Origin of the sequence: Bradyrhizobium sp. USDA 223, from assembly GCF_044909005.1 — a bacterium.
GTDB classification, from domain to species: Bacteria; Pseudomonadota; Alphaproteobacteria; order Rhizobiales; family Xanthobacteraceae; genus Bradyrhizobium; species Bradyrhizobium yuanmingense.
The window spans coordinates 4,815,723-4,842,105 of record NZ_JBIYDR010000001.1 but is presented as its reverse complement, the minus strand read 5'-3'; the positions used below and the strand labels follow the sequence as shown (position 1 = coordinate 4,842,105).

24 protein-coding genes, 1 tRNA gene and 2 pseudogenes are annotated in these 26,383 nt (G+C 59.9%); 15 read left to right on the top strand and 12 right to left on the bottom strand.

Annotation, left to right across the window (positions count from 1 at the left end; genetic code table 11):
- Positions 1-120 precede the first annotated feature (120 nt).
- Together ABIA40_RS22535 and ABIA40_RS22530 are read right to left on the bottom strand one after the other, a co-directional pair.
- Positions 121-1,224 carry an NAD(P)/FAD-dependent oxidoreductase gene (locus ABIA40_RS22535; protein ID WP_404543298.1) on the bottom strand — a complete coding sequence of 368 codons (1,104 nt, stop codon included), beginning with the start codon at positions 1,222-1,224 and terminating at the stop codon, positions 121-123.
- Positions 1,225-1,502: 278 nt separating this feature from the next.
- The gene (locus ABIA40_RS22530; protein ID WP_036006753.1) at positions 1,503-2,735 is read right to left on the bottom strand and encodes an SMP-30/gluconolactonase/LRE family protein; all 1,233 of its coding nucleotides are present in this window, start codon (positions 2,733-2,735) and stop codon (positions 1,503-1,505) included.
- Positions 2,736-2,914: 179 nt separating this feature from the next.
- On the opposite strand from ABIA40_RS22530, the gene ABIA40_RS22525 reads away from it, so the two are divergent.
- The 5 genes from ABIA40_RS22525 (at position 2,915) to ABIA40_RS22505 (ending at position 7,463) form a co-directional block, all read left to right on the top strand.
- Complete coding sequence (locus tag ABIA40_RS22525) at positions 2,915-3,178, top strand: hypothetical protein (protein WP_271544286.1); 264 nt, start codon at positions 2,915-2,917, stop codon at positions 3,176-3,178.
- 390 nt (positions 3,179-3,568) lie between these two features.
- Positions 3,569-5,131: a 2-isopropylmalate synthase gene (locus ABIA40_RS22520; RefSeq protein ID WP_036037552.1), complete on the top strand. Its 1,563-nt coding sequence runs from the start codon at positions 3,569-3,571 to the stop codon at positions 5,129-5,131.
- Between the two features lie 290 nt (positions 5,132-5,421).
- On the top strand, positions 5,422-6,426 hold the full coding sequence (locus ABIA40_RS22515) for a TRAP transporter substrate-binding protein (RefSeq protein WP_271543753.1): 1,005 nt from the start codon (positions 5,422-5,424) through the stop codon (positions 6,424-6,426).
- Between the two features lie 198 nt (positions 6,427-6,624).
- Positions 6,625-7,221 carry a Spy/CpxP family protein refolding chaperone gene (locus tag ABIA40_RS22510; protein WP_157284152.1) on the top strand — a complete coding sequence of 199 codons (597 nt, stop codon included), beginning with the start codon at positions 6,625-6,627 and terminating at the stop codon, positions 7,219-7,221.
- A 166-nt stretch (positions 7,222-7,387) separates the two neighbouring features.
- Positions 7,388-7,463, top strand: a tRNA-Lys gene (locus ABIA40_RS22505).
- Between the two features lie 173 nt (positions 7,464-7,636).
- Here the strand turns inward: ABIA40_RS22505 and ABIA40_RS22500 are convergent.
- Positions 7,637-9,160 carry a hypothetical protein gene (locus ABIA40_RS22500; protein ID WP_404543297.1) on the bottom strand — a complete coding sequence of 508 codons (1,524 nt, stop codon included), beginning with the start codon at positions 9,158-9,160 and terminating at the stop codon, positions 7,637-7,639.
- Between the two features lie 1,622 nt (positions 9,161-10,782).
- Here ABIA40_RS22500 and ABIA40_RS22495 point away from each other — a divergent pair.
- On the top strand, positions 10,783-11,103 hold the full coding sequence (locus tag ABIA40_RS22495; RefSeq protein WP_404543296.1) for a hypothetical protein: 321 nt from the start codon (positions 10,783-10,785) through the stop codon (positions 11,101-11,103).
- The gene (locus ABIA40_RS22490) at positions 11,076-11,387 is read left to right on the top strand and encodes a hypothetical protein (protein ID WP_404543295.1); all 312 of its coding nucleotides are present in this window, start codon (positions 11,076-11,078) and stop codon (positions 11,385-11,387) included. The genes ABIA40_RS22495 and ABIA40_RS22490 overlap by 28 nt, the downstream gene beginning before the upstream one ends.
- Positions 11,388-11,515: 128 nt before the next feature.
- Here the strand turns inward: ABIA40_RS22490 and ABIA40_RS22485 are convergent, their stop codons facing one another.
- Positions 11,516-13,366, bottom strand: coding sequence for a recombinase family protein (locus ABIA40_RS22485; RefSeq protein WP_404543294.1), 1,851 nt, complete (start codon positions 13,364-13,366; stop codon positions 11,516-11,518).
- Positions 13,367-13,752: 386 nt separating this feature from the next.
- On the opposite strand from ABIA40_RS22485, the gene ABIA40_RS22480 reads away from it, so the two are divergent.
- The 5 genes from ABIA40_RS22480 to ABIA40_RS22460 all read left to right on the top strand — a co-directional run bounded on the left by ABIA40_RS22480 (position 13,753) and on the right by ABIA40_RS22460 (position 15,559).
- Entirely contained in the window at positions 13,753-14,013 is a 261-nt protein-coding gene (locus ABIA40_RS22480; RefSeq protein WP_404543293.1) for a hypothetical protein, read from the top strand.
- Complete coding sequence (locus tag ABIA40_RS22475; RefSeq protein WP_271539106.1) at positions 13,997-14,167, top strand: hypothetical protein; 171 nt, start codon at positions 13,997-13,999, stop codon at positions 14,165-14,167. Before ABIA40_RS22480 ends, ABIA40_RS22475 begins: the two co-directional genes overlap by 17 nt.
- A gap of 323 nt (positions 14,168-14,490) precedes the next feature.
- A complete protein-coding gene (locus tag ABIA40_RS22470; protein ID WP_404543292.1) occupies positions 14,491-14,670 on the top strand; it encodes a hypothetical protein in 180 nt (59 codons plus the stop codon).
- A 162-nt stretch (positions 14,671-14,832) separates the two neighbouring features.
- Entirely contained in the window at positions 14,833-15,027 is a 195-nt protein-coding gene (locus ABIA40_RS22465) for a hypothetical protein (protein ID WP_404543291.1), read from the top strand.
- Positions 15,028-15,340: 313 nt separating this feature from the next.
- A complete protein-coding gene (locus ABIA40_RS22460; RefSeq protein WP_275510591.1) occupies positions 15,341-15,559 on the top strand; it encodes a hypothetical protein in 219 nt (72 codons plus the stop codon).
- Between the two features lie 439 nt (positions 15,560-15,998).
- On the opposite strand, the gene ABIA40_RS22455 is transcribed toward ABIA40_RS22460, so the two are convergent.
- The 3 genes and pseudogenes from ABIA40_RS22455 to ABIA40_RS22445 form a co-directional block, all read right to left on the bottom strand.
- A complete protein-coding gene (locus tag ABIA40_RS22455; RefSeq protein WP_404543290.1) occupies positions 15,999-16,745 on the bottom strand; it encodes a C13 family peptidase in 747 nt (248 codons plus the stop codon).
- A gap of 394 nt (positions 16,746-17,139) precedes the next feature.
- Positions 17,140-17,620: pseudogene (locus ABIA40_RS22450) on the bottom strand (ThuA domain-containing protein).
- Between the two features lie 1,086 nt (positions 17,621-18,706).
- Positions 18,707-19,051: a hypothetical protein gene (locus ABIA40_RS22445; protein ID WP_404543288.1), complete on the bottom strand. Its 345-nt coding sequence runs from the start codon at positions 19,049-19,051 to the stop codon at positions 18,707-18,709.
- Here ABIA40_RS22445 and ABIA40_RS22440 point away from each other — a divergent pair.
- The 3 genes from ABIA40_RS22440 to ABIA40_RS22430 all read left to right on the top strand — a co-directional run bounded on the left by ABIA40_RS22440 (position 19,050) and on the right by ABIA40_RS22430 (position 21,042).
- Positions 19,050-19,271, top strand: coding sequence for a hypothetical protein (locus tag ABIA40_RS22440; protein WP_404543287.1), 222 nt, complete (start codon positions 19,050-19,052; stop codon positions 19,269-19,271). The two genes, ABIA40_RS22445 and ABIA40_RS22440, sit on opposite strands and share 2 nt — an antisense overlap.
- 54 nt (positions 19,272-19,325) lie before the next feature.
- Positions 19,326-19,706 (top strand): hypothetical protein, encoded by a 381-nt coding sequence (locus ABIA40_RS22435; RefSeq protein WP_404543285.1) that lies wholly within the window; start codon positions 19,326-19,328, stop codon positions 19,704-19,706.
- Positions 19,707-20,667: 961 nt separating this feature from the next.
- A complete protein-coding gene (locus ABIA40_RS22430) occupies positions 20,668-21,042 on the top strand; it encodes a PRC-barrel domain-containing protein (protein ID WP_404543284.1) in 375 nt (124 codons plus the stop codon).
- A gap of 165 nt (positions 21,043-21,207) precedes the next feature.
- Here ABIA40_RS22430 and ABIA40_RS22425 read toward each other — a convergent pair whose 3' ends face one another.
- The 5 genes and pseudogenes from ABIA40_RS22425 to lipA all read right to left on the bottom strand — a co-directional run bounded on the left by ABIA40_RS22425 (position 21,208) and on the right by lipA (position 25,911).
- Positions 21,208-21,936 carry a Crp/Fnr family transcriptional regulator gene (locus tag ABIA40_RS22425; RefSeq protein ID WP_404543283.1) on the bottom strand — a complete coding sequence of 243 codons (729 nt, stop codon included), beginning with the start codon at positions 21,934-21,936 and terminating at the stop codon, positions 21,208-21,210.
- 159 nt (positions 21,937-22,095) lie between these two features.
- Entirely contained in the window at positions 22,096-22,338 is a 243-nt protein-coding gene (locus ABIA40_RS22420) for a DUF6894 family protein (RefSeq protein WP_404543282.1), read from the bottom strand.
- A gap of 1,406 nt (positions 22,339-23,744) precedes the next feature.
- A complete protein-coding gene (locus ABIA40_RS22415) occupies positions 23,745-23,819 on the bottom strand; it encodes a hypothetical protein (protein WP_404546318.1) in 75 nt (24 codons plus the stop codon).
- Positions 23,816-24,190 (bottom strand): nuclear transport factor 2 family protein, encoded by a 375-nt coding sequence (locus ABIA40_RS22410; RefSeq protein WP_404543280.1) that lies wholly within the window; start codon positions 24,188-24,190, stop codon positions 23,816-23,818. The genes ABIA40_RS22415 and ABIA40_RS22410 overlap by 4 nt, the downstream gene beginning before the upstream one ends.
- A gap of 750 nt (positions 24,191-24,940) precedes the next feature.
- A pseudogene (gene lipA / locus ABIA40_RS22405) lies at positions 24,941-25,911 on the bottom strand (lipoyl synthase).
- Positions 25,912-26,383: the final 472 nt, after the last annotated feature.

Below are 26,383 nucleotides of genomic sequence, written 5' to 3'. Positions count from 1 at the left end.
GGGATTAACGGCAGGATCGCAGGATGGGTCCGTTGATGCCGGCGGGACCGTTATGACCTGACGAAGCCAAAAGCGTTCAGATTTCGATGGGCGTGCGCTTACAACGCAGGGAGCGAGTCCTTATGACCACTGCCTTCGCGGCAGATCAAGTGGCGGAAGGCGGGCCGGATCGAACGGCGCGAGGTCGACGTTGCGCGTCGCGCCTTCGACAATCAACTCTGCGAGTGCTTCGCCGGTTGCAGGGGCATTGAGGATACCCCAGACCCCATGGCCAGTCGCAACGTAGAGCGCTTCTTCCTGCGGCACGCGGCCAATCAACGGGGAGCCATCCGCTGTCACGGGGCGGTAGCACGCTTGTTTGGCGATGATCTTCTCCGGTCGGAACAGCGGCGAAAGTCGCTCTGAGATCTGTTGCAGCCTGTGCATGAGATTTGGCTCGGGCTCCACACGGGCCGGATCCGTAGGGAAGGTGTCTGTGTCGGGACAAGCGGTCACATAGGTGGTGCCGTCCGGGCGGGGGAACACCTCGATAGGGGTGACTTGGCCGCGAATCTCCATCTCGAGAAACAGGGCGTCTGCGGATACATGTGTGCCCGTGTCGTAGACAATGCTGGGGCTGCGTTGCGCATACAGGGCGGGCAGACTCATCCACTTCGTGGCGAGCAGGGACCATGGACCCATTGCGATCACCACGGCGTCGGCCTCGATGATGCTATCGCCCACCCCGATGCCCTTGACGGTCGTGCAACCCGCCTCGCGCAGGATGCCCGTGAAGAGGCCATGGCGCAGCTCGGCGCCTTGCGCGATCGCCGCATTCATCATGGCCGATGTGAACTTCTGGGGATGAACGATGGCGGTCGTCTCGGTCGTGCCGATGCGCTGCGCGATGTGGATGCCGTTGCTGAGCCAGTCGAATGTAGAGCGCGTGTTCCGGCGCGGATCACCTTCGGGAACGACCCGGCCGCTGTATGCGCTCATCGGCCGGTAGTCCCAATGCCCAGGAAGCTCCCGAGGCAGTTGCGCGTGAAGCTTAAAACTGCGACTGGCCAAAGCGTCGAGGGGCGTGCCCGCGCACCAGTCGCGCGCCAGAAAGCCGCCGGCTTTGCCGGAGGCTGCAGCCGCCACGGCGGTCCGTTCGACGACGATGACATCGACACCATGCCGGCGGAGGAAATAAGCAGTGCAAGCTCCGACGACGCCGCCGCCACAGATTACAACACGCATCGCCTTCTTCCCTCGAGGAGCCGATCGTTGCGGCCACAATCTGGCTCGCATAGCATACTGCCGCTGCTAGTGCGATGCCTGCGGCGGCAGCATGGGATCGAAGGCCTCGTCGCTGTTCTTGTGAATGACTGCTTCTCATGCAAAGGCGTCGACGCCGGCGCCTCTCGCAATTCACGTAAATCTCTCAGGGTCGTAAGGTGGGCACCATCTCGTCCCGTATCGGAGTGATCGTGGGCACGCTTCCCTTGCCCACCCTACGCTAGCGGTGCACTCTTCGCTCAGCCCGGCCCTGCGCCCTGTGTCGCCGTATACACGGCGTAGAGCGATTGGCTTGCGGCCATGAACAGGCGGTTGCGCTTGGGGCCGCCGAAGCAGACGTTGCCGCACACTTCCGGCAGACGGATGCGGCCGAGCAGCTTGCCCTCCGGCGACCACACCGTGACGCCGCTGTAGCCGACGGCGCGTCCGGCATTGCTGGAGGCCCAGAGATTGCCGTTGACGTCGCAACGCAGACCATCCGGTCCGCACTTCACGCCATCGATCACGCAATCGGTGAACTTCTTCAGGTTCGAGAGCTTGTTGTCGCTGCCGACGTCGAACACGAAGATCTCGCCCTTGCCGCCGGGGCCGGTGTCGCCCGGTCCCTTGCCGGTCGAGGCGATGTAGAGCTTCTTGTAGTCGGGCGAGAAGCACAGCCCGTTCGGATCGGGCACCTGGTCTTCGGTGACGACGAGGTCGATGCGGCCGGAGGGATCGATGCGATAGCAGTTGGTCGGCAGCTCGCGCTTGCCCGGCACGAAGCCGGCCGGCTGTCCGATCCGCGGATTGAGCTTGCCGCCGGCATTACTCGGGCCGCCCGCGACGTCGGGCTCGCCTTCGTAGAGCTGGCCGCCATACGGCGGATCAGTGAACCAATAGCTGCCGTCGGGATGCGCGGCGATGTCGTTCGGCGAGTTCAGCTTCTTGCCCTGGTAGGACTCGGCGAGCACGGTGGCGGTGCCGTCATGCTCGTAGCGCGTCACCCGCCGTGTCAGGTGTTCGCAGGAGAGCTGGCGGCCCTGGAAGTCGAACGAGTTGCCGTTGGAATTGTTGGAGGGCGAGCGGAACACGCTGACGCGGCCGTCGTCCTCGGTCCAGCGCATTTGCCGGTTGTTGGGAATGTCGCTCCACAAGAGATAGCGGCCCTGCGCACTCCACGCCGGGCCTTCGGCCCAGAGCAGCCCGGTATAGAGACGCTTGATCGCGGTGTTGGGCTGGGCGAGATCGTTGAAGGACGGATCGACCGCGATGATGTCGGGGTCCCAGAAATAGGTCGTCGGCGCGCCGCCCGGGCCGAAATCGCGCGGCGGCGTCGTGATCGTCGTCGGCGGTGCGGCGGGCCCGGTCTGGGCCAGCGCGGGGCCCGCCAACGTGGCCGCGGCGCCGAGCGCCAGCCCCCCGACCAGCGTTCGTCGTGAAAGCGCAGCATCGTGCGCACGCTGCTCCTGCTCAGGAGCCTCCTGGCGTGTCATCGTGTCCTCCCGGTCATGTTCGGCCCGCCGGTTGATCCGGCCGAGCGAGGCGAAGGTTAGTCCGGTCCGCGTCAGGTTGCGAGGGGCAGACTTGAAACCGCGGCGTGATCGCGGGTCGCAATTTCGTCACCTTCGAGTGCGTTTGGATTGAAGGGCGCTAGGGGATAAAGCCGGAGCTCATTGTGCAAGTCGTCATCCTGGTCATCCTTCTCTCGTTTGCCTTTGCGGCTGGCTATTTCACGCGAGATTACGTCTCCCGAAAAAGGCGCGCGGAGGCACGCCGCTGGCGCGAGTACGCTGAGCCGGACTGGCTCTCAGCCAATGCGCCGGCCAACACCAACGAGATCGCGAAGACCGGCACCCCTGCGCCCACTGGCGAGCTCGGCCAAATGCTGAACCGTTGGGAGAACAGGGCGCGCGCCCGCCGCACCGGCACGGCGTAGGCCTATCGCTTTTAGGTCACCTATGTTGACCATCTTTTGGCGTTGCAGTTGCGGCCATTTCTCGTCTAGAAACGGCCACATCGGGCCCCTCCCGGAAACCAACCGTCAATGGTTTTGACCGAGGATTTGAGGCTCTGCAGGGTCTGGCAATGCTGATTCGCGGCCAAATCGAGGGGATTTCGGGGGAGGTGGCTCTGGCCGCCGCCGCGATCCCGGCTGCACTGCTGCCCACCCTCCTTATTGGCGGCCTTCTTCTTACTTGCCCCTGAGGGCCGGCTGGGCGCCATGCGCCTGGGCGCTCAGGGGTTGGTCGAGATCAACGGACACCTCAAGCGCCAAGGGACTGAAACGGGCTCTGAACGGCGCAAACGCTCAAAAGGAAATCTAGGAATGGCCACCGTGAACAAGTCCGAGAAGGACCGCGTCATCATTTTCGACACCACGCTGCGCGACGGCGAGCAGTGCCCCGGCGCGACCATGACCTTCGAGGAGAAGCTCGAGGTCGCCGAACTGCTGGATGATATGGGCGTCGACGTCATCGAGGCGGGCTTTCCGATCACCTCCGAAGGCGACTTCCAGGCGGTCAGCGAGATCGCCCGCCGCTCCAAGAACGCCGTCATCGCAGGTCTGTCGCGCGCCCATCCCGCCGACATCGACCGCTGCGCCGAGGCCGTGAAGTTCGCCAAGCGCGGCCGTGTCCACACCGTGATCGCGACCTCGCCGCTGCACATGCGCGTGAAGCTGAACAAGACCCCGGAGCAGGTGATCGAGACCTCGGTCGCCATGGTCGCGCGCGCCCGCAACCAGATCGACGACGTCGAATGGTCGGCCGAGGACGGCACCCGCAGCGAGATGGACTTTTTGTGCCGCATCGTCGAGGCCGTGATCAAGGCCGGCGCTACAACGGTGAACATCCCCGACACCGTCGGTTATACGGTGCCGGAGGAATATACCCACTTCATGAGGACGCTGATCGAGCGCGTGCCGAACTCGGACAAGGCGGTGTTCTCCGTGCACTGCCATAACGATCTCGGCATGGCGGTCGCCAACTCGCTGGCCGGCATCACCGGCGGCGCGCGCCAGGTCGAGTGCACCATCAACGGCATCGGCGAGCGCGCTGGCAATGCCGCGCTCGAAGAGATCGTGATGGCGATCAACGTGCGCAACGACAAATTCCCCTACTGGAACAAGATCGACACCACCCAGCTCACCCGCGCCTCGAAGCTGGTGTCGGCGGCGACCTCGTTCCCGGTGCAATACAACAAGGCGATCGTCGGCCGGAATGCCTTCGCGCATGAGAGCGGCATTCACCAGGACGGCGTGCTGAAGGACGCTTCGACCTACGAGATCATGCGCCCCGAGATGGTCGGCCTGAAGCAGTCCTCGCTGGTGCTGGGCAAGCATTCCGGTCGCCATGCCTTCGTGCACAAGCTGGAGGAGATGGGCTACAAGCTCGGTCCGAACCAGTTGGAAGATGCGTTCACGCGGATGAAGGCGCTGGCCGACCGCAAGAAGGACATCTACGACGAGGACATCGAGGCGCTGGTCGACGAGGAGATGGCGGCCTCCCACGACCGCATCAAGCTGACCTCGCTGACCGTGATCGCCGGCACCCACGGCCCGCAGCGCGCGACCATGAAGCTCGACGTCGACGGCCAGATCAAGATCGAGGAAGCCGAGGGCAACGGGCCGGTCGATGCCGTTTTCAACTGCATCAAGCGCCTGGTGCCGCACGAGGCCAAGCTCGAGCTGTACCAGGTGCACGCAGTCACCGAAGGTACCGACGCGCAGGCGGAAGTGTCGGTGCGGCTGGCGCAGGACGGCCGCTCGATGACGGCGCGCGCGGCGGATCCGGATACCCTGGTGGCTTCGGCCAAGGCCTATCTCGGCGCGCTCAACAAGATCGTCATGAAGCGCCAGCGCGACAATGTGACGACGGCGGCGGCGAGCTGACAAGCGAAGCTGCGAGTTCTTACTCCTCTCCCGCTTGCGGGAGAGGTCGGCGCGTAGCGCCGGGTGAGGGCTCTCTCTTCCCGAGGATTGTCCCGTTGTGGAGACACCCTCTCCCCAACCCTTTCCCGCGAGCGGGAGAGGGAGCGCAGCAGTGCTTGCGGTATTCACCATGAATGCCTGTCCTGCTAAGAGCCAATAGCGGCCCTGCAGGCGAGCCGCTATTGATGTAGCCGGCATAAGATTGGTCACCCGGCGCCGCCGGGGGCTCAAACGAACAACAGGGAGAGACTATGCGCACCTTGGCGATCGCCGCCTCCATCGCGGTTCTGGCACTTGGCTTGAGCGGGCCGGCATCGGCCCAATCACCGATCATCATCAAATTCAGCCACGTTGTCGCCACCGACACGCCGAAAGGCAAGGGCGCGGAGAAGTTCAAGGAGCTCGCCGAGAAGTACACCGGCGGCAAAGTCAAGGTCGAGGTCTATCCGAACTCGACGCTCTACAAGGACAAGGAAGAGCTCGAGGCGCTCCAGCTCGGCAGCGTGCAGATGCTGGCGCCGTCCAACTCCAAGTTCGGCCCGCTCGGCATCCGCGAGTTCGAGGTGTTCGACCTGCCCTACATCCTGCCCGACATCAAGACACTGCGGAAGGTGACGGAAGGGCCGCTCGGCACCAAACTGCTGAAGCTGCTGGATGCCAAGGGCATCACCGGCCTTGCCTATTGGGACAACGGCTTCAAGCAGATGAGCGCGAACAAGAAGCTGATCACGCCGGCCGACTATCAGGGCGTGAAATTCCGCATCCAATCCTCGCGCGTGATCCAGGCCCAGTTCAAGTCGCTCGGCTCGCTGCCGCAGGTGATGGCGTTCTCGGAAGTCTACCAGGCACTCCAGACCGGCGTGGTCGACGGCCAGGAGAACACCTGGTCGAACATCTATACCCAGAAGATGCACGAGGTTCAGAAGTACATCACCGAGACCAATCACGGCTACATCGGCTACGTCGTGATCGTGAACAAGAAGTTCTGGGACGATCTGCCGGCCGACATCCGTGACCCATTGTCGAAGGCGATGAAAGAGGCGACCGAATTCAGCAACGCGCAGTCGCAGAAGGAGAACGATGACGCGCTGGCCGAGATCAAGAAGAGCGGCAAGAGCGAGATCATCAAGCTGACGGCCGATCAGGACGAGGCGATGCGCAAGGCGATGGAGCCGGTCTACAAGGAGGCCGCGGGCCGCATCGGCCAGGGGCTGATCGACGAGTTCCTGAAGGAAGCCAAGAGCCCGACGAACTGACCTCGACGGGGCGACCCCAACGAAGGGCTTCCGCGCAGCGCACGGAAGCCCTTTTTGTTGCAGATCGTTTCAGTTTGCATCTGAACGGACATTCACGGCAGTTACATCTCTGCAAGGACCCCTTCCTGTCCAAGTTGTAAGTTGCGCGTCAGCCCCCTCGCGCTCATCCTCACGGGCACCTTTCCAGAGGAGGTCAGGATGAAGAAATTCACCATCGCAGCCATCGCCGTGCTCAGCATCGCCGGCTCGGGCGCGGTCTACGCCCAATATCATCGCCCGTGGATGGAGCACGTCCGCCACATGCGCATGAACCCCGAGGACCGGGCCGCTTTCGTCGATGCGCGGATCGCCGCCGTCCATGCCGGCTTGAGGCTTAACGCAGATCAGGAGAAGCTGTGGCCGCCGGTCGAGGCGGCGGTGCGGGAGTTCGCCAAGCTGCGCATCGACCGTGCCAATGCGCGGATGAATGCCGGGCCGGGCGATGCCGACAGGGCCGAGGATCCGATCGCCCGCCTGCGCCAGCGGGCCGAGGACATGGGCGCCAGCTCCGCCGCCCTGAAGAAGATCGCCGATGCCGCCGATCCGCTCTACAAGACCCTCGACGAGGGCCAGAAGCGGCGTCTCGCCGTGCTGACCCGGCACCGCGGCCCGTTCGGCGGCGGCGAGGACGGCCCGCGCCACTACCACTTCAAGGAGCGCATGGACCGCATGATGGAACGGGGCATGGACCACTTCCACCATGACCGCTTCGACCGTGACCGCGGTCCCGACCGGGACCGGGAGGGCCGGCTCTGAACGGACCGGTTCTCAGGCCGTAAACCCTGGCGAAGCCGCTGGAATCCAGCGGCTTTTCGCATTTCCGTTCCTGTGGACGAGACCTTGGAAAACTTACGTCCGATCGCTTGCCATACCCGGATCGCTTTGCTAAACGACCGGCCTCGCAAGGCCTTGACCGCCTTTCGGGCGCATAGCTCAGTTGGTAGAGCAGCTGACTCTTAATCAGCGGGTCCCAGGTTCGAGCCCTGGTGCGCCCACCACTCTTAAGAGATTGGCCCGCAAGGGCTTTTTTTAAATTCCTCGGCAGAACAAACCGGGTCTCGTGCGACGCTTTTGATGGTCGTACGTCGCATGCCGTGCGACGAGTCGGATAATTAGGCGCGAAACATCCGCCGCTGACACGCGCGGCCAAATGAGACCCACCGGCCTGCGTTCAGGTCTTCATGCCTTCCTTTCGGACCTGCAATTCAAGCCTGTCGATACCGGAATCAGCCCGAGCCGCATTGCGGGCGCGGTAGTGCTTCACGATAGTCTGCGCGCTTCGATATGAATGCCCGGTGATGTCGCAGATCGTCAGCAAGTCGCAGCCAGCGCGATCGAGAAGCATGACGCAAGTATCGCGTAGGTCTTGGTCATGCTTTTGGTCGAGTTCCCCAGCGCCGTTGACGAACATTAGGGTGGGGCAAGGCTTCACGTGCCATGCTGTCTCGTCGCCATTGCTGTCGCGAGCGGTCTGCGCATCCAGCCATTCCGCTAATACGCGCTTGCGCTGATCGACCGCTCGAGCGCGCCGCGCTTTACTTTCCTCGAGAGGGAACGGCGCGAAGAGCTTGTCGACATCCTTAATCAGTTCGGCGTTCAATCGCTCTGCGCGCACGATTGCCTGGCGCGCGTTGTCGCGCTTCAGAAAGCCGAATATAGCGACAGCTCGGGCGGTCGACACCCAGTGGCGGTAGGTACTCTCGTCATAAGGCTCGCCATTGTCCTCATTGACCACCAGCTCGGGTGGCACCCTATCCAGTTGAAGCCGAAGCTTTAGCTCCTTTACTCGTGCACGCGAGGCATTCAGCCGTGCGCTGAGTTGCGGCGCCTCTTTTATGTCGACAAGCTCGCCAGTTTTGCTCTGCCGGAACGCGTGGCGGCCCTCGACGTCGCTCTCATTGCGCATAATTAGACGATCGGTCTGGCGCTGCCCGGTGAACAATGCCAGGTGAAAGCTATCGCCGATCGAAGGCCGTTCGATCGCATCGGCTGCGGCGACCCACGCGGAAAATTCGGGCATCGTAACCTGCACGATGCGTCCCTCTGGATGATCGAACTCCATGCCTTCTCGCGGATTGGGCCCGAGACGCCACAGTGTGCTTTCCTGCCCCCAAGTGAATGCTGCCGAGAGCGTCGCTATCATCGAGAGCGCCATGTGATGGCCGCGAGCCGATTTCGCATAGTTATAAAAGGCTCGGAACTCCGGCTTCCCGATTGATGTCGGAGTGGCAGTCGCGATCGCCTCGAGTTCTCGAACGGGCTCGGCTACGCCGAGCAGCTTGGCGGCACGGATTTCGGCACGCATCTTCGCCGCGGATTCGCGTGATTGCGGTCGGTACAAGATGGCGGAGATACATTTGCGATAGGAAGATTGCGAGGCGGACGACAACGCCTTGAACTCAACCGACTTGCTCCAATCGTCCAGAAGATCTTCGATCGTAGAACGCTTCCGGATCGTAATTTTCTTCGGCAGTTTGCCGGCGCGGCGCGCCGCCTCGATTTCAGACTTTCGTTTGTCTGAAAAGTCTGAGGCTTCTTGGAGATTGAACCAGGCGCCAACCGGACGGCCTTTTTCATCGTACGGAGGATGGCGCAGGTCGGCGTCGGCAAAGCCGAGCGCTCTGGCATAAGAGCCGTGCGACGAGCGTGGACGGCCATCACGCCACTTCACATGAGGAAACTTAGGATCGGCCATTGCGCGCCTCAGTACCAGTAAGAGATGGCACCCATTGGAATCTAGCGTAATCCGGTCTGTCAAGCATCGTGCTGGCCGTAGGCCCTCCGCAGCCGCTCACGGTGTTCGTCGTCGCTTGATGCCGGAGGCGGCGCGAATGCGTCATTCGCAATCGTCTTTGGGCGCATAGGATGATGTCGGGTAAGCCAAGCATCGAAGCCCGTGCGTTCCCATTTCAGCGGTCCTCGCTCGCTGATCGGCGAAGGCAATCCATCGCGCTCGTGCCTGAGGCGGCGCGTGCGATAGAATGTATCCAGAGAGACGCCGATCGCTGCCGCGACCTCGGTCGAAGAATAGGGTGGCTGCACGCTCCCGGGGCGCAAATGCATAATGCCTCGCCGCTCTGTCTTGGTGAAGCAAAATGAGCGGATAAGATTGCAGGCGAAAAGCGCTCCCCATCGCGCGGAGGGAATTCGGCTTCTTTGGAGTACGAATAGGATGCCCCGGTGCTAACATGTCCGACATTCGTCCGCCGCTTCGGGGATTCGCGTAACTGGTGCGGCGAACGAGCCCGCGCACCACGAGGGCGCAGAATTTCACTGGCCGGTCAGTGGACTTGAGCGTGCAACCAGGCCGTTATGAGCGGCAGACTATTGATCAGGTTCGTTGATTTTGCTGCAGTTTTGTTTGACTTCGCTCGCGTTCGTTGTGTTTCGTTCGCGTTGTTTCTGGCGCGAAACTGGTGCGGTGATAGGAGATTTTGGAACGCGCATCAGATTATCGCCCTTGGACCCGCTGACTCTTAATCAGCGGGTCCCAGGTTCGAGCCCTGGTGCGCCCACCATATAAATCAAGACTTTAGCGAGACAAACCGTTTGAGAGAGCCAGACTAAAACGGTTTTTCAAACGGTGTTTTTGACGGCCGTTTGGCGAGTCCACTCTCGGCATTGTGATCTGCTCTACTCGTCGCGGCAGAAGCCAAGGCGACTAGAAGTCCGCCTCACAGAACCGCTTCCTCAACGTTGTGTTGAGTCAGAGCCGCCCGACGAAGCCGGCATTCTTGCCCCTCTGTCCAATGCCATCGGCGACGTATTGCGCCAGCTGCGCGGCACTTCCATTCGAAATAGTGTTTAAAGTCGACGTGAACCCTCATGTTGTTCGGCCGGTACGCCGCCATGCGGTGATAGAGCAGAACCGGTCCCGCCTCGAAGCGCCGATATAGCTGTAGAATTTAATGGGCGATGGCGTCGCGCGTCATCTTCCAGCTTCTGTCTAAAATGACGGGAAGTCTCCGGCGGTCTCCCAAAAATTCTCGTTTCAAAGAGACGATTGGTGGAGCAGGCTCTATTGCGACCGCCGCCAGACGAGCCCAGTCGGGCTTCGCCAACTGATAAGCTTTTGAGAGAAAGCTTATCAGTTTCGGACATATGCCGAACGCGCCAATCGCGGTCTTCAAAGGAGGCCGTTGCGCCGGGGGAGGCGGATGCATCGCTTGCGACCGAAACGCGGTGGAGAAGTGCCGGCACTTGCATTCGCGAGCCGACGTGAGGCGCGATAAGGCCGGAGAAAGAACCGCGATCGGCGAGACGGATGGCAGCAGTGCAGCCTGCTAGGCTCGAAAGCCGTGCCCTCTGGATCGATCGATGGAATTGAAGCTGCCAAACGACTGTCTCGCCGTGTTCTTTGATGATACCGGCCATGAAGCCCTAGTCCCCGGCCATCCGGTCTACGGGCTCGGTGGTTGCGCAGCCCTTGCGCAGGATCTTGATGCCTTCGTCCGGTCGCCGTGGCGGGAGGTGCGGCGACAGGTGACGGGCTCACCGGACACGCCGCTGCACGCAAGTGAGTTCGGCCCGAGCGCGACAAAAGATGACATCCTGAGGGTGCCGACTTCTTCCAGCGCGGGCGCTTTGCCCGGTTCGGCGCCATTGTTACGGTGGATACCGAGTTTGCCGACGAGTTGAGCGCAATCGCAAACGTCGCGATGGTCCTTAATAAGCGTATCGCCGATATCGCCAGATGGACACGGTTTCATTCCATCGCGATGATCTTTGAATCCTCCGAGCGCGCTGATCCCCTGATCGAGGAAGCATTTCAAAACATCGCGATCGAGGAGGACGGAAAACGGCTGCCGGTCGATTGCTATTTCATGCGCAAGCGCGAGGCCGAGTCGGGCCTCGAGGTCGCGGACTTTATCATGCATGCGATAGGGAGGCAGGCGCGGCACAATCTTACGAAGCGCGGCTAGTTTGTGCCCGATTTTGCCGCGGTGTTCCATGGCATCGATCCCAAGCGCGTCAGCTTCATGGAAGTGTCGTCCGTGGTGCCGAACCCGAGGTTAGCCGATTAGGCCGGTCCGGCAGGACTTGAAGTGACCTATCCTTGGCGGCGTTTTGCCCGAGAGCTCCTTTCCGAAGATAACCGGGGCCGCAGGTCCAATCCCTTGGCCATAAGCTTCGCTGTGCCGCCGAGTTCGGTCGAGATGCGTTCAGCTTCATCGCTTAGAACAGTCATCAACTCTGCGAAGTCTAGCTGTTTTCCAGTCTTGGGGTGATCCCACTTCCGCTCTTTCGCGATGGTGACGAGCAGACACCCTGCGCGGCAATCATCCGCCGCCATATACTTCGTGAGAAGTTGGTCACGTATGGTGTCGAACAGATCCCTCCCGGAGCGGTCGTCGCCGAGCTTGAGTTCGATTGTTCCCTGTTGGGCGGAACCGGTCGAACGGAAGCGAATATCGGTCTCCTTTTCGTCTGCTGTCACGGCTTCCTGATCGACGGTGTAACTGTGGTTGGCGGCGTCACGGAGTGCACGCGCGAGCTCCCTTCGCATGATATGTTCATCGGTGATACTGGCCCAGAGTGCGCGCGGCGAAATATCCTGAAGCAGGAGATCGTCGATATCATCGAGCCGGTCCCGCATGAGCGCAAACATCGCTTCGCAGGTCTTCGGTGGCGACTCTCCGGTCTTGTCGAGAATGCAGAATTCAGTCTCCGTCAGCGCAACGCCATCCGCTTCCTCAGCCGCCTTCTTTTCCGCGAGAGCCAAGGTGCGATCCTTGATATGCGCAAACAAACAATCGCCAGCCACTTCGATCTTTGCTGCCCAGCCCTCGGGGCCTGTTGAGGCAAAAAGCGCGCCCAAGATCGCGCCGCGCCCGCGCTCTGCGTAGTCCCGGGTGTCGAGAGAATGGGAGCCTTCATGCTCTGTATCGTCGCCGATACGAACTTGGATATAGGCGAGCCGGAGAAGGCGAAGCAGAAGCGGCGGCGTAAATCCAGGGCCATGGAGATCGAAGCCGAATCCGCCGAAGTCATGCCCGAAAAGGTCGGCAAACAACTGAACGCCGGAGCCGAGCTTGGCGGCCGGCATGTTCGCCAGCCCCTTCTCCAGGACGTCGATAGCGGCGACCGGATTCAGATTTAGAAGCGGCGGCAACCACACCTTCGCGAACGGAACGGTGAGTCCCCCGGCGAGACGTTGTTGTGCAACCTCTTCGATGAAACGACGATCATCATCGTTGCCCCATCTGACCAGGATTTCGATCGCCTGCCGCAGGTTCTGCTCATGCTGCTGATCATTATGGCGCGTCTCATCGTGCGCTATCTTGGCCACCCAGTCGCGAATACGCGGAACAAAGAGCGCGACGACGATATCCGCTTTCTCGTCAACGAGCTCTCGCACCAAACCATAACCAACTTTGCCGCAAGGTTTGTAACCCAGTCGAGCAAATCGGCATTGACCCGCATAAACCTTCGACGAAAGCTCTCGGCTGTACTCGGCCGCCATGACTCTTTTGATGTTCTTGACGATGCTGGCGAGCATGCTTCCGTCGTTGTCGAATTGTTCTGCACAATAAGCCACTCTGACGCCGGCTCGTTTGCAAATGAACTCGTAGTGCGCACTTTCGTCCGCATCTTGAAAGCGTCCCCAGCGGCTCACGTCATAGACCAAGATATGAGCGAAATCGGTCTCTCCCGCTTGTACGTCCTCCAGGAGCTGAATGAGACCGGCTCGATTTTTGATCAAAAGACCACTTTCGCCTTCGTCTCTATAAGTTCGAACAATGGTCAGCTTGTTCGAATGCGCGTATGCAGCGATCGCTGCAGCCTGGTTCTGAATTGAGTACTGCTGACGTTCGGTGGACATACGAACGTACTGGGCAGCTCGATGGATCCTTTGAGAAGCTGGAAGGCTGGACTTTCGAACAACGAGTTCGTTACCCATGGACGCCTCCTGGCGTTGCGGCCCCCCGCTTAAGAACCCAAGCGGGACCTGCAGTTTTGAAGAAGTCAACTTCAAGTCAGGGAGGTTACAGGCTTTCGTCAAATGAACTCGTGACCATCGACATGAGCCGTACTCGGCGCAAGGATTGTCTCCTACTACCCCATCGCCGCCGCGTCCCACGGCCGAGGATATGTCGGCGGTCAGGGGCAGACCGGACCTAACTTAAGCCAGGCCAAAGCGTCGCGATTGACCCGAAGCGGACTTTCAGGCTGCCTCTATGCGCTTCCTTGAAGGGAGTGGATCGAGTAGCCGGAGGCGAGCACAACATCTTTCCGTGCAGGAACCAAGTGATAGTGACCTCCGGAACTGTCCACTTTGTAACACAAGTGAACGACCTAACTGCGGTTGCCAATCATACTGGCCGGATGGATTACCTACCCAACTATTCCTATCGCTCGCTTGAAGTGCTGTGCCGGCGGCAGGCGTGTCAAACCGGCAATCCCAAAGCCAAGCGGGAGCTTGAGACGATGGCACGCGAGTACATGCAACTGGCCGAGCTTGCAGAGCGCACACGGCGCGAGAATGAGCAAAGCCGGCCGATGGCAGACCTTAACCGGATCGGAGACGGCGATGGAAAACGTGGCTGAACCTATTTCGACGGCCGAGCCAAAAATCGTGGAGCGTTATATGCGCGCCGCGCGCGAAGAATTGGATGGCCCCAAGCTCCTCCAGTTGCTCAAAGAAATCGAGGACGAGATAAGAAGACGGACCACTGTGGTCTTTAAGGTCCTGCAATCCTGAAGGACTCAGACCCGGGGTTTAACGGGACACATGGGCTTTGATTCAGATCAAACAGCCTCTCGGCCCACGTAGTTGCCTACGTTGAGCTGCACCGGAGGCGCACGGAATGTTCAGTAATCGTCCGACGTGGATGATGCATCTATTGGCTGGTGCAATAGCCGCCATTGGTCTCCTCACGATCCTTTCGATGGCGCTAGGGCTCTCTTGAAGGGAGTGGACCCGCCCTGACGGGGTGGAGCTTGGACTAGACTCAAACTTTTGAAACGTTCTAAACTAGCTGTTGGGACGGCGGGACAGACCGGCGGGACAGACCAGAGAGCCAGTTGCAAGAATACAGGGCTTATGTCGTCGATCAGGACGGCCACTTCACCACTCGGATCGATCTTGTTTGTGCGGATGAGGACAGCGCACGCGAACGCGCCAAACAACTCGTGGATGGTCACGCCGTCGAGCTGTGGCAAGGTAACCGGAAGATAGATCGTTTCGACCCGCCGTCACGTTGAGGCCCTGCGCCTCGACAAACGTGATGCCGACCCAAGGCCTCAGCTCGGCGCCAGCCCCGGAGCTGAGGCCTTTTTGCTGCTTGTGTACATTTTTGCACATAGCACCGGAACGCAGTCCGGGCTTCTGACTCATATTACGGGGACTTTGACGGGATAAATGACGTGCCGCGTTACACCTCCTTCGCCCGAGAGGCGGCAGCAACGTTGCTGCGAATGGCCAAAACAACTAGGGACCCGCAGGTTGCCTCGGGATTGATCCAGCGAGCGGCCGACCTGAAGGACCGCACGGGAGAGTTGCCCCCGGTTGATATCGAGATGGCCGCCGAGCAGCCCAAGAAACCACTGACGAAGAACTGAGGTGCCCAGGCTGGTCCGTTCGGGTTCATGCTAAAAATGGCCCCAGCTCCGGGGGGCAATGGGGATGAGCTGGGGCCAATCGGGGCTGCCCTTGGGGAAGGGCATCGGGAAAACTCGGCAAAATCTTAAAAGTTCTGCGTGTTCCAGAATTGTCAGCGACTCTGGCCGCCGTCTGGAATTGGCTTGGTTCGCGGCGGCGGCCTGCCGTTCCTCCGACAGAAATGAAAGAGCGAGCGACATGGAACTTAATATTTTTATTTGATTTAATTTATATAACTGGATTTAATCGCCGTCATTATAGGAGGTTCACCCCATGCCTTGCCCGGATGACGATCGCCGCGAATTCCTCAAGACCTGCGGCAGGTTCGCCGCGGTGACTCCTCCTGCCATGACGCTCCTGCTCTCGACGTCTCTCACCTCGGACGCCATTGCAAAATCCGGCGCGGGGCCGGCCGGCCCTCTTGGCAACAACGGCAAAGGCAACGGCGGCGGTGACGGCAGCCCCAATGGGAAGCCCGACAAGGACCGCTGAGACGCGGCTTCCGGAAGGAGACGCAATGCAGCCCGGGCGCCGCGACGTAGATTGGCATTTCGCGACCATCGTTGTATCGATGATCTGGCTGGCGATTGTTGCTGCCGCTCTTCTTGCAGTGCTCTTCCGAGGGCTCCCTTGAGGAGCTATGACCTACATTCTCATCGCGGTCGGTTGCTGGCTGCTGCTGAACCTGCTCTTCGTTGTGCTAGTCACTCCGCCGCGTAGGTCGCACCGGCCGCGACAGCTTGCTCGCACAATTCATGCAGTCAAGAAATTCATTGTGAGCCGATGGCGACCCCCTACCTGAAGAGAGTGAACGTCTGCTTTTGGCCCGAATGCCAAGTCTGAGCGGGCAGCCAAATAGTCTGCTTATCGGGTGTGATCGGAAACGGCGATACGCCCGCGAGCAATAGCGTCTGCGCTCACGGCCGGTTGCTTAAGGGCGTCCGACGAGCAATGGCAGCACGTCTGCACCGCCCGCCATGAGCGGATTCGACGGCTCGAAATGTTCCCGCAATTCTCGTTTCCGGACGAGTGAGCGCGCATCGAGAAACGCATCCTTCAGGCTGACAGCTTTTCGGAGCGCGACGTTGAAAAAAGCGTCTCCAAAATAGGTCCACTTGGCCTTGTCCTGGCAGCCGAACGACGGATGCTTGTCATCGGCCGCGGTGATGACCAGCACATCGGGAGTCGCTAGGCGCGGAATAAAAACCCCGGAATAACAAGCCGAGATGACCACCACCTTGTGTCGCACACCTGTCTTCGCGAGCATGTCGCGGAGACGAGATGGTGTAAGCGTTTCTGTCAGCCGCCCCGCCTTGATTGCAAGGCCATCAGGAGAGCCATGCGAGGTGAGAATCAGAAACAGAACATCTTTCTCGGGATCCAAGCGGTTGGCTGCCGCCTGCAACGACTTGGTCAGAGCTTCGATCGTTGCACTTCCCCCTTTCTTGGAATTGTACTCCACGTTGATCGGTCCAGTCTCGAAACGGCCCGCCACGACCTGAGCCGCGCCGATCGCCTCGGATCTAAACACGCTTTGATCCCCATACAGGCCAAAGGACACCACGCCAACCTTTGCAGCGCCCTCAATAGCATGCACCGGAGGAACGAATGGCCAGATGGTCAGAAGAAAGGCGACGAGCGGCGCGCCGAGCCGCCTGATCGAGTACCTGGAGGTCATCGCGAACCTCGTTTCGAGATCGCCGCTTCGGAACTGCGGCTCAACATAAAATATAAAGCCAGCTGATTTTCATCCTTCGGAATGGAAGTGCAAGGGTCCGGACACGGCCGGCGACGTTCGATGCGCCTCAAAAAAGGTCAGCTTGTCAGGAAGGACCGGAAGCCCCGATCCGGCACATTGAGGGCCGAGGTCTGACCCAATCCCGAAGTGATAACCAGCATTGAGCGTGCAGTGGCCCATGTTCTTGCCTTTCAGTTCTTTGCAGGGTCGGATACTTCCGATAATCCGACATGCCGGGCGACAGCCAGTCTCGATCAAGGGGAGCGGCATTGTCGATAGCCGCCACAATATTTGCCTGTAGTAAAGGCACAAGCGGCATAGCAATCCGGTTGCCCTAGGCCGACCTTCTCGTAGACCAGAGGATAGCGTTAGTGAGGATCTTCTGGCAGCGCGGGTCCTGCCAGACCGACGCCTCGTGGCCAAGAGCCGAATAGAATACTCGCCCCTCGCCGTAAAAATCGTTTCCAGGCGAGCGGCCAACCATAGAAGCGTTGATGCACACCGGCCTTATTGAGGTCCACCGAACTTTGGTCGAGGCGCAGGAGCACGCGTGATCCGCGATAGTCGAAGTCGCTGATCTGGTAGATTTCATCGTTCAACTGCAATGAATTCCCTAGAAACGCCACCAGTGGGTCTGCAACATCAGCCACCTCGATAGTCACACCCTGATGCCAGGGATGACCATTGAAGTAGCCGCCGATCAGATCGAGATAGTCTGGCCAAGTGTAGAGTGTGTCCGTGGCCGAGTGAATGCCGAGAAAGCCACGGCCCGAGCGCACAAAGTTGAGAAGTGCTATCTTTTGGGCGCCGCTCATCGGAATTTCACCCGCCAACTTCCGCTGTTGGCCCGAAGGCGAGGTTCGGAAGGCGTCCGCAGTTGTCGGCTTGTCGGGTGAGACCGGAAGCAATCGGCCGAGCTTCACAAACGGTGGTAATGACCGAACCTGACATCGACCCTGGGGGACAGGGCGATTGTGAACGCGAAGGTCGGTAAGCTCGAAATAAATAGTCTCTGAACTGCCCGTTCGGCTGGGGTTCAGATCAACCTTCTAAGGTCTCCGTCCAGGAACCAAAGGGTTCGTGAACACATAGACGTAGTTCTCAGCCGTGGATCCGACTCCACGCCGCTCGTAAGCTACGCACACTGGAGGAGACGCTATGAGGAAGTTTCTTAGTTCGGCTATGCGCAAGCACGCGTTCGGCGCCGCAGCAGCAACTGCTCTTTTCGTAATTCCGATCTCCGCCTTTTCCCAATCCGTCGAGTTTGGACCGGGAGGCGTCCGAGTGTACGACGGTCGAGGTGGTCGGCAATGCGAGCAATTGCGGCTTGCCTGCGAAAACAAGGACGCTCTAGGGGAACGGGGCGAAGGAAATTGCCGCAGATACCGGGAGACCTGCCAGCGACCAGTACGCAGGGATGTGTGCGCCGAATTGAGACAGGCCTGCCTCTACAAGAACGAGCTGGGCGAACAAGGCGCAGGAAATTGCCGCAGGTATCGCGAGACTTGTAGGGGCCGCCTGTAAGGTCGCCAATGTTCGACGTTGCAGAGTGGTCGGCACCGCTCGGCACCGACCCATGCAACTGTCGTCGCGAGGGTCGCCACAGTTGGCGGCCTCGTTCATGTCCGGCTGAGATGTCGCCTGTTGGCCCATCGCGACATTTGTTGGGGTCGCACAAAGGCTATGGCAATCGGCGCAAAGCGGACGTCGCCGACGGTTCATGAGTACACGGCCTAGACGTACTTTATGCGCGGCAATCGTCCGCTCGCCAGTGCCTTGTTGCCGCGCATCGTCTCGAAGTAGGGCGTGCGCCCCAGGCCGCCGACCCTGCCGGACCAGTTCATCAATCTAGACCGGCGGGATCAGCGCGTTGTGTGGGCGAGATCGCCGATGACTCGCAACTACTCAACGACCTCGACCTGACGCGAACAGGCTCTACGCGAAGCCGCCAAGCCCTTCTGGCGCCGACAAAGAAATTGAAGGGGGAAGGATGCCCGATCCGATCGTCCCTGCCTCTGGCTGTCGGCGGCACTGATTACGGCGCGACGGATGCGTCGCGAGGACAAGTAACGAGAGAAGAGCGAAGAGAGCCGCTGCAATCGCCGCCAATGATGTGGATGGTTTTGGCCATTGACGTCCTGCGGCTGATCACGCTTTTTCTCGATCTTCTTCTCTTGAAACTCCGCGATTTCGGCCGGATAATTGATCAGATCCTTGGCCATCAGCAATCCGAGGAGGGCGATCATGGCAATCCAGATCGTGATGGACCGCACCGGCGACAGCCGTCACCTTTTCGATCCCGACGACGAACGAGAGCTGGCGAAGGCAGAGCGGCGGTTCTACGAGCTCACCAATGCGGGCTTCACCGCGGCGGCCCGGACGGGTCCGGGTCAGGTCTCGCAGATCCGGTCATTCGACCCGAACGCGGCGGAAATCGTGTTCTTCCCTAGGCTGGTCGGCGGGTGATCGGTGCGCACCATGCTAGGCTTCAGGCCGTCTCGCTCAAATGAACGCTCCCGCATGAGGGCCATCCGGGCTCTCCTCATACGACACGGTGCCGAGAAAACTTCGGAGGGCCGCTCGCTGCAGCTCTTGCGAGAGTGGCTATCACCGGCGCAACGGACGCAGTTCGCGGCAAAGGGCTACTTCGAGGTCGTCGGCGGCGACACGGGCAAGCACTACAGGATCTACGCGGGCACTATGACGAACGTCTGCGAGATCGACGAAAAGGACCGTCCAACGACCGGCTTGTGTTTCCTGCCGATGGGCGAGCTGCCAATCGGCGACGTCATGCTCTCCCAGAAGATTTCGCTGGAAAGCTGCGAGAGCCGCGCGCTCGAGGTGGCCAGAAGATTCACTCCGACCGGTTTCATGTTCCGGCGGAATCGGCTTCTTGGCTGAGGCGCGGAGAGCCGGTCGATCGGCTGTGGCGCAGCTCGCCCACGCCGGCGAGGTGATCGAATGGAGTGTGCCAAGGAAGCTACTCGACCGGGCGGCAACAAGCCCCGTGAAATCAGGCATTCGACCATTTGGGCGCTGCGTTCACACACCCGGAACGGAAAGCCCAATACTTTTGTTCAATCCTCCAGAGTCCTAACTGAGGAGGAAGGCTATGATCGCTAACAAACTTATAATCTTGGGCGCGGTGCTCGTCTTCAGCGCCAGCTCCGTGTATGCCGGTCCCTGTAACACGGCGAGCCGCGATGCAGGATCGGGGAATGTCCCGGGCTATACCGGACAAACCACTGGTTCCACAGCAACTGATTCCACGCAGCATCCGCCGACATCTGCGATGAGCAAAGCCTCAGAGCATACCGCGACGTCGTCAGAAGACGCGCAGCGCCAGATGCAGAACCAGCCTACCGCTGCCGAGCAATCAACTGCGACGAAGCCCGCTCCCTCCACGCAGCAACCGGATCGGACGGCAGGCACGGTCGAGCAAACCCGTCCTGCGCCTACTGAACTATCAAAGAAGTCCACGGCCGGGACGGCCCAGCCCGCACCGTCCCAGCAAAAGGCGACCGCGGGAGACGACTGCTAGGAGCGCGGCCGCGACGCAGTCAGGGCGCGTATGAGGTTCACGTGCCCGCCGACAGTGGCGGGCCTCATAGAGGTCCGTGCCCAGCGTTTTGATCGCCAGAGCCGAAAGTTGCTCCTGGTCACGGACACCGCGACCTTGATGCAGGTTTTTCGCCATCGGCTCTTTGGGAGCGGAGGTTGTTTGGGCCGATGTCGGCGACGATAGATGGGTTGACTGGCGCTGCGACATGTTCTCCGAAGCCAGGAACGCCCCCGTGGCGGCCGAGTTAAGCCGACAAAACCACCTATGAGGGAGACAAAGCCATGTGAGGGAGACAAAGCCATGGCCCGCGCAACAGCCCATCCGGATCGTCAATGCATCTCAAGCGAAGACATTCAAGGAACCGAGGTTTATGGAGCCGATGGAAAGAATATCGGTGAAATTGATCACCTCATAATCGATAAGGTGTCAGGTCGCGTGGCTTACGCCGTCATGAGCTTTGGCGGATTTGTTGGATTGGGTCAGAGCCACTACCCCATTCCTTGGGGTGCTCTAACATACGATACGTCGCTTGGTGGTTTTCGAACCAATATCACCGAACAACAGCTGAGGGACGCGCCTGAGTTCAGTGATGACTCGTGGCAGGATCGAGACTGGGAAACGCGAACCCACAAGTATTACGGGACGCCTACGTATTGGGAGGCGCGAGGTCTATAACGCCGCGTCGTTGAAGACCTGATCAAAAAGCCCCAGTGCAGCGTCGTGACCGCGCGAGCCGACATCGCGGCGTCCAGCTCTTCGGCCCATAGCTGACCTTGTCGCGCTGCTGCCGACCGTCAGCTTATGGCCCACAAGCGGAAGTCGCGGAGCGGCGCACCTTTGTCATAGCGAGGGATTCTGATGGAGATAGGTCGGATCGAACTGACCCAACTGTTCCAGCCGCCCCTTTTCAAGCAGATGGAAGAACCTCCGCTCGGTCGCGACGAGACCCTCGTGCCTAAGCTGCTGAAGGGTTCGGTTGAGGTGGACGACCGATAAGCCGAGGCAATCCGCCAGTTCGACTTGCGTGATCGGTAGCTCGAATGAACCGTTTGCAGTCCGGCCGATCATTTCAAGTCTTGCATGAATCTCTGCAAGCAGGTGCGCCATACGAGGAAGCGCTTGCCTGCACCCGACGTTAACGATCCACTCTCGGAAAATTGCTGCATCGATCAACGTCTCGCGCCAGAGCGCGGCCGATACATTCGGCCGCCGGCGGATCAACTCGCGCAACGCATCGTGCTGGATGAAGCCCAAGGTGCAATCCGTGAGGGCGACCAGGTCATGATCCATGACGTGCAGGTGGAGGGCCTGAAGGTCAGGGATTTCTCCCGGAATATGAAGCGAGAGAATTTGGCGTCTTCCATCCGGCGTGAGCTTGGACCGAAACGCAAACCCATCCACGATCAGGCAGGATTCCGAAGGCCGATCACCCTCGCGCACGAAGCAATGATGGGCCATGACTTGCTGGCCGCGGATCGGAAGTTGCTGGATAGCCAGGATATCGTCTCGATCCAGCCGGTTGCTCTTTTTGAGTTTTAGGACGAGCGCATCCGTCAAGGTATTGGGCATCACATCCCCTCCTGCCCAAGGAAGCTTGAAGCCGGCATGGAAGTACCGCTCCTAGCGACGAGGCGGGCCCAAAACTCTCAGCCGCTGGCGCCCGGAGAGTCTCAGCCAGCGATGAGACCATAAGCATAGGTTAAGAGGAAGGTTCCAATCTAACCTATGTTAATTGCGGGCTGGTGCGTGTGCGATCTCGAAGCGCAAGGAAACCAGCAAAACAGGACCATCTTCATCCCGAACTTCGATCGTCAAAATACGGACGACTGAACCGGGCAGTACGTCCTTGGCGAAATCTGCCATTGCTCGGGAAGCGGTGAGCTTCACCTCGTCCAAGGTGGCGATCTCCACCCCGTCTTCATCAGGGATGAACGTCTCGTTGTCGCGCGAATCGAAGTAGTAGCGGGGCATCAGTAAGAATCCGGCAGATGCTTTGTCGTTCCTATCGTCCCCACTCACGCAATGGGCTTGGTTGGCGCAAGCGTTTCGCGGCTTCTTCCGCGAGCTTTTGCCATTCGGCAGCGAGGCGGAGCCAGGTCTCCTTATCGATCGGATTGGTCGCAGCAGCGGCGAGCATCCGGCACTCGTTTGCCTCCTTGCGGAACCTGTCAACATCCGATTCGGTCATCGTGGCTAAATAATATGCACAAAGCTCGAACCTGGACACTATCGAAAGATAGCCCGCCGGGCAGGAAACAGACAAACAGACGAAAGTCCGCCCTTGTGAGTCTGCTACCCAACTATTCCTATCGCTCGCTTGAGGTCCTGTGCCGGCGGCAGGCGTCTCAAACCGGCAATCCGAAGCAAAGCGGGAGCTTGAGACGATGGCACGCGAGTACAGGCAACTGGCCGAGCTTGCAGAGCGCACACGGCGCGAGAATGAGCAAAGCCGGCCGATGGCAGACCTTAACCGGATCGGAGACGGCGATGGAAAACGTGGCTGAACCTATTTCGACGGCCGAGCTAAGAATCGTGGAGCGTTATATGCGCGCCGCGCGCGAAGAATTGGATGGCCCCAAGCTCCTCCAGTTGCTCAAGAAATCGAGGACGAGATAAGAAGACGCACCACTGTGGTCTTTAAGGTCCTGCAATCCTGAAGGACTCAGACCCGGGGTTTAACGGGACACATGGACTTTTGATTTAGATCAAACAGCCTCTCGACCCACGTAGTTGCCTACGTTGAGCTGCACCGGAGGCGCAGGGAATGTTCAGTAATCGTCCTACGTGGATGATGATGCTATTGGCTGGGGCAATAGCCGCCATCGGTCTCCTCACGATCCTTTCGATGGCGCTAGGGCTCTCCTGAGGGGAGTAAACAACCTCGGACGCAACTTTGGATCTGGGCGCTTCCTCGGCCTCAAAACTTGACATAGGATAAGCACGGGACGGGGCACGAGGATGAGCCCATGCTTTCGACATAGCCGCGTGCGAATCTTACATCGAAGCGACACGAGAGCGCGCGCAATCCGGGAAAGACATGACCTCAACTATGCTGGCGCGGTCCCGCGAGCAGCTTGCGCGCTCGTATGAACTTCTTCGGAAGCCGGTACCGATTGTCCGGCACCCCGAACGACCGAGCGACCATCCGGTGCCCTGAAGGGAGTGAACAGTTAGCCCGCCCATGCCGTTACCGGACGGTAGCAGGCTTTCGAGGCCATTTGATTCAAGTCGCCTATGGCCCTTCCCGAACAAGGCTGAGGCCATTGTGGTGTCGGCTGCTGGGTGTGGACCGGACGCGGCGTGCAAGGGCCAGGACCGCCCATTCTGACCCTGAGCAGACCTCTGGCCGACTCTAGCTGAAGCCTTGAGGACTTTGCTCACTGCCGCTGAGCAGCGCGTGGCGACGAGTGATGATGCGCGATTACCCATTTGCCGTCTCGCTTAACAATCACAAACGTGAAACGCGATGGTCGGGGTTCGTAGTTTTGTTCCTTTCGGGCAAAGTCATAAATCCTGCGACAACGACAGCGGTTTCACCGAGTACGATTACATTCTTCTCTTGAATCGTGTTGCTGCGGCCACCCTGATCAAGCGCCAGGAAATACTCCCGAATCGCTTCCGTGCGTCGGGTCGCGACCGGGTCGGTCGTTCCGAGAAGGAGGGCATCCGGAGCATAGAGTCTTACCAGTGCGTTACGATCGTTGGCGCTGTATGTTGCCGACCACCGATCGACCACCGCGCTGGCCTCCTCTGCAGGACTCGCGTAAGTTGGCGTTGCGACCGAAACGAGCGCCACGCATACAGCTTTGTTCAGAATCCTCATGTAATCCTCCCGTGAACGGAGAGGGCCATCATAACATTCAAACTCGCCTATTGGCCCATCTGCGAAGTTGAACCGTCTATCGGAGGTCCGCTCATCGGGATAGAGCCGACCAGATTTGCTCAATCTGAGTTCTTCGCATTTTGACCCCGAAACGGACATTGGAGCGAGAGTTCAAGTGTTTCAGGACGCCGCAACGAATTCGCAACGATTTGCGTGAAACGACCGTGAACAGAACGCGACCAATGCGGTCCCTACATCAAGAAACATCAACAGCTTAGGAGATGCTCACTGCGTTCGGGACGCAAGGGGCGTTCACGATCACATCGCGACTTGAACCGAATGTCGGTATCGGTGGTTGCGCCTCCCCCAATTTGAACCTGCTCGCCGCCCATTTTTGGTGGCGACGGATCGCGCATGAACGGCGGATTTGGCGACTATCGAGATGCGACGTTCCGAGTTAGGCTGCTCTCCGGTAAGAAAACAGGGCTTCCGAAATAGTGGGTCTAGCGACGTAGCGGACCCCCGCTACCAAATCCAGACGATTCTAATTACGCCAACTTGCGATTTTCTGCGAGATTGTACCCCGACGGGTGGCGGTCCGAGGTCGCTGGCGCGAACCAGCTAAGCGGCCCCTGGAGCGTGCCGTCTCTCTCAATTCTCCCAACGCGAGCTTCGAAGACAGATCGGCGGAAGCTGCTGCACGATTGCGGCGGCGGCGGACTTATCGGAGAGCTGAGTAGGCGTGCACGCCTATAGATGATCGCTTCGTCGCTTTCGCAGCCTCTGGAAGTCCTCGCCGGCGTGGTGTGAGGATCGCGTCAGTGGCGTGGCCGAGACCATCAGGAATCCCTTGGCATAGGCCGTCTTCTCATAGGCCTCGAATTCATCAGGTGGCACGAAGCGCATCACGGCATGGTGCTTGCGCGTCGGTTGGAGATACTGACCGATGGTCAGAAAATCGACGTCAGCGCAACGCAGATCGTCCATCAATTGCAGCACTTCGCTGCGGTCCTCGCCGAGGCCGACCATGATCCCCGATCTAGTGAAGATGCGCGGATCAAACTCCTTCACGCGTTGCAGCAGTCGGACCGAATGGAAATAGCGCGCACCGGGGCGCACCGTCAGATAATTTGACGGCACCGTTTCCGTGTGGTTGAACACGTCGGGCGTGCGGCAACGACGGTTTCGAGTGCGCCGGCCTTGCGCAGAAAATCCGGCGTGAGGATTTCGATTGTCGTTCCCGGGCTCGCAGCCCGGATCGCTGCGATGGTCCTGGCGAAGTGCGCCGCGCCGCCATCGGCGAGGTCGTCGCGGTCGACCGAGGTCACGACCACGTGCTCGAGACCAAGCTTGGCAACTGCTTCGGCGACCTTGGCGGGTTCATCGCCGTCGAGCGGGCCCGGGAGGCCGGTCCGCACGTTGCAGAATGCGCAGGCGCGCGTGCAGGTGTCTCCCATGATCATGAAGGTCGCGTGCTTCTTGGCCCAGCACTCGCCGATGTTCGGGCAGGATGCTTCCTCGCACACGGTGACGAGCTTGTGCTCTCGCACGATGCGTCTCGTCTCGGCCCAGGCATCTGAGCCCGGGGCCTTCACGCGAATCCAGGCCGGCTTGCTCTGCAGGGGCGTCTCCGGGCGGTTCACCTTTTCGGGATGGCGCGGCGCGTCGGGCCGCAGCCTCGCACGTGGATCCTTGCTGAGGAGATCGAGTACGACGGTCATCTGGGCAACCTCGTGTTGCGCGAGAAGCGAAGCCAAGGACGCGTGATATCCAAGGCCGGCGAAGTGACGTGCGGAGAAATTGGCAAAGCTGTCCGGCCACGGACATTCGTTGTTGGAACCGCGTTAGTCAAATCGATCGTCACCCGTACGGGCGCATCGCTTGCGTTCGGCTTTCGCTCGTACTGCGAGGATCGGCATTGTGCCGGACAGTTCAACGGTCCGATCTTTCGGGCGGAGCCAGGAGCACGTTTTCCGGAGCTTCAGACAAGTGACGGCGGATCATATGGGCGCGGTCGCGCCGGTGACGGACAATCCTGAGCAAAATGAAGGGCATGCTGCACGAGCGGTCGGCCTGTTCGAGGTCTGGCACGAATGCTGCTTAAAGTGGCTCCAAAAGAATAAGCAGCTCTGAACAAGCAAGGCGAGGGAAACGTTCGAATGCCAGCCAGCACTCCATCTTCAACCTAGGCCG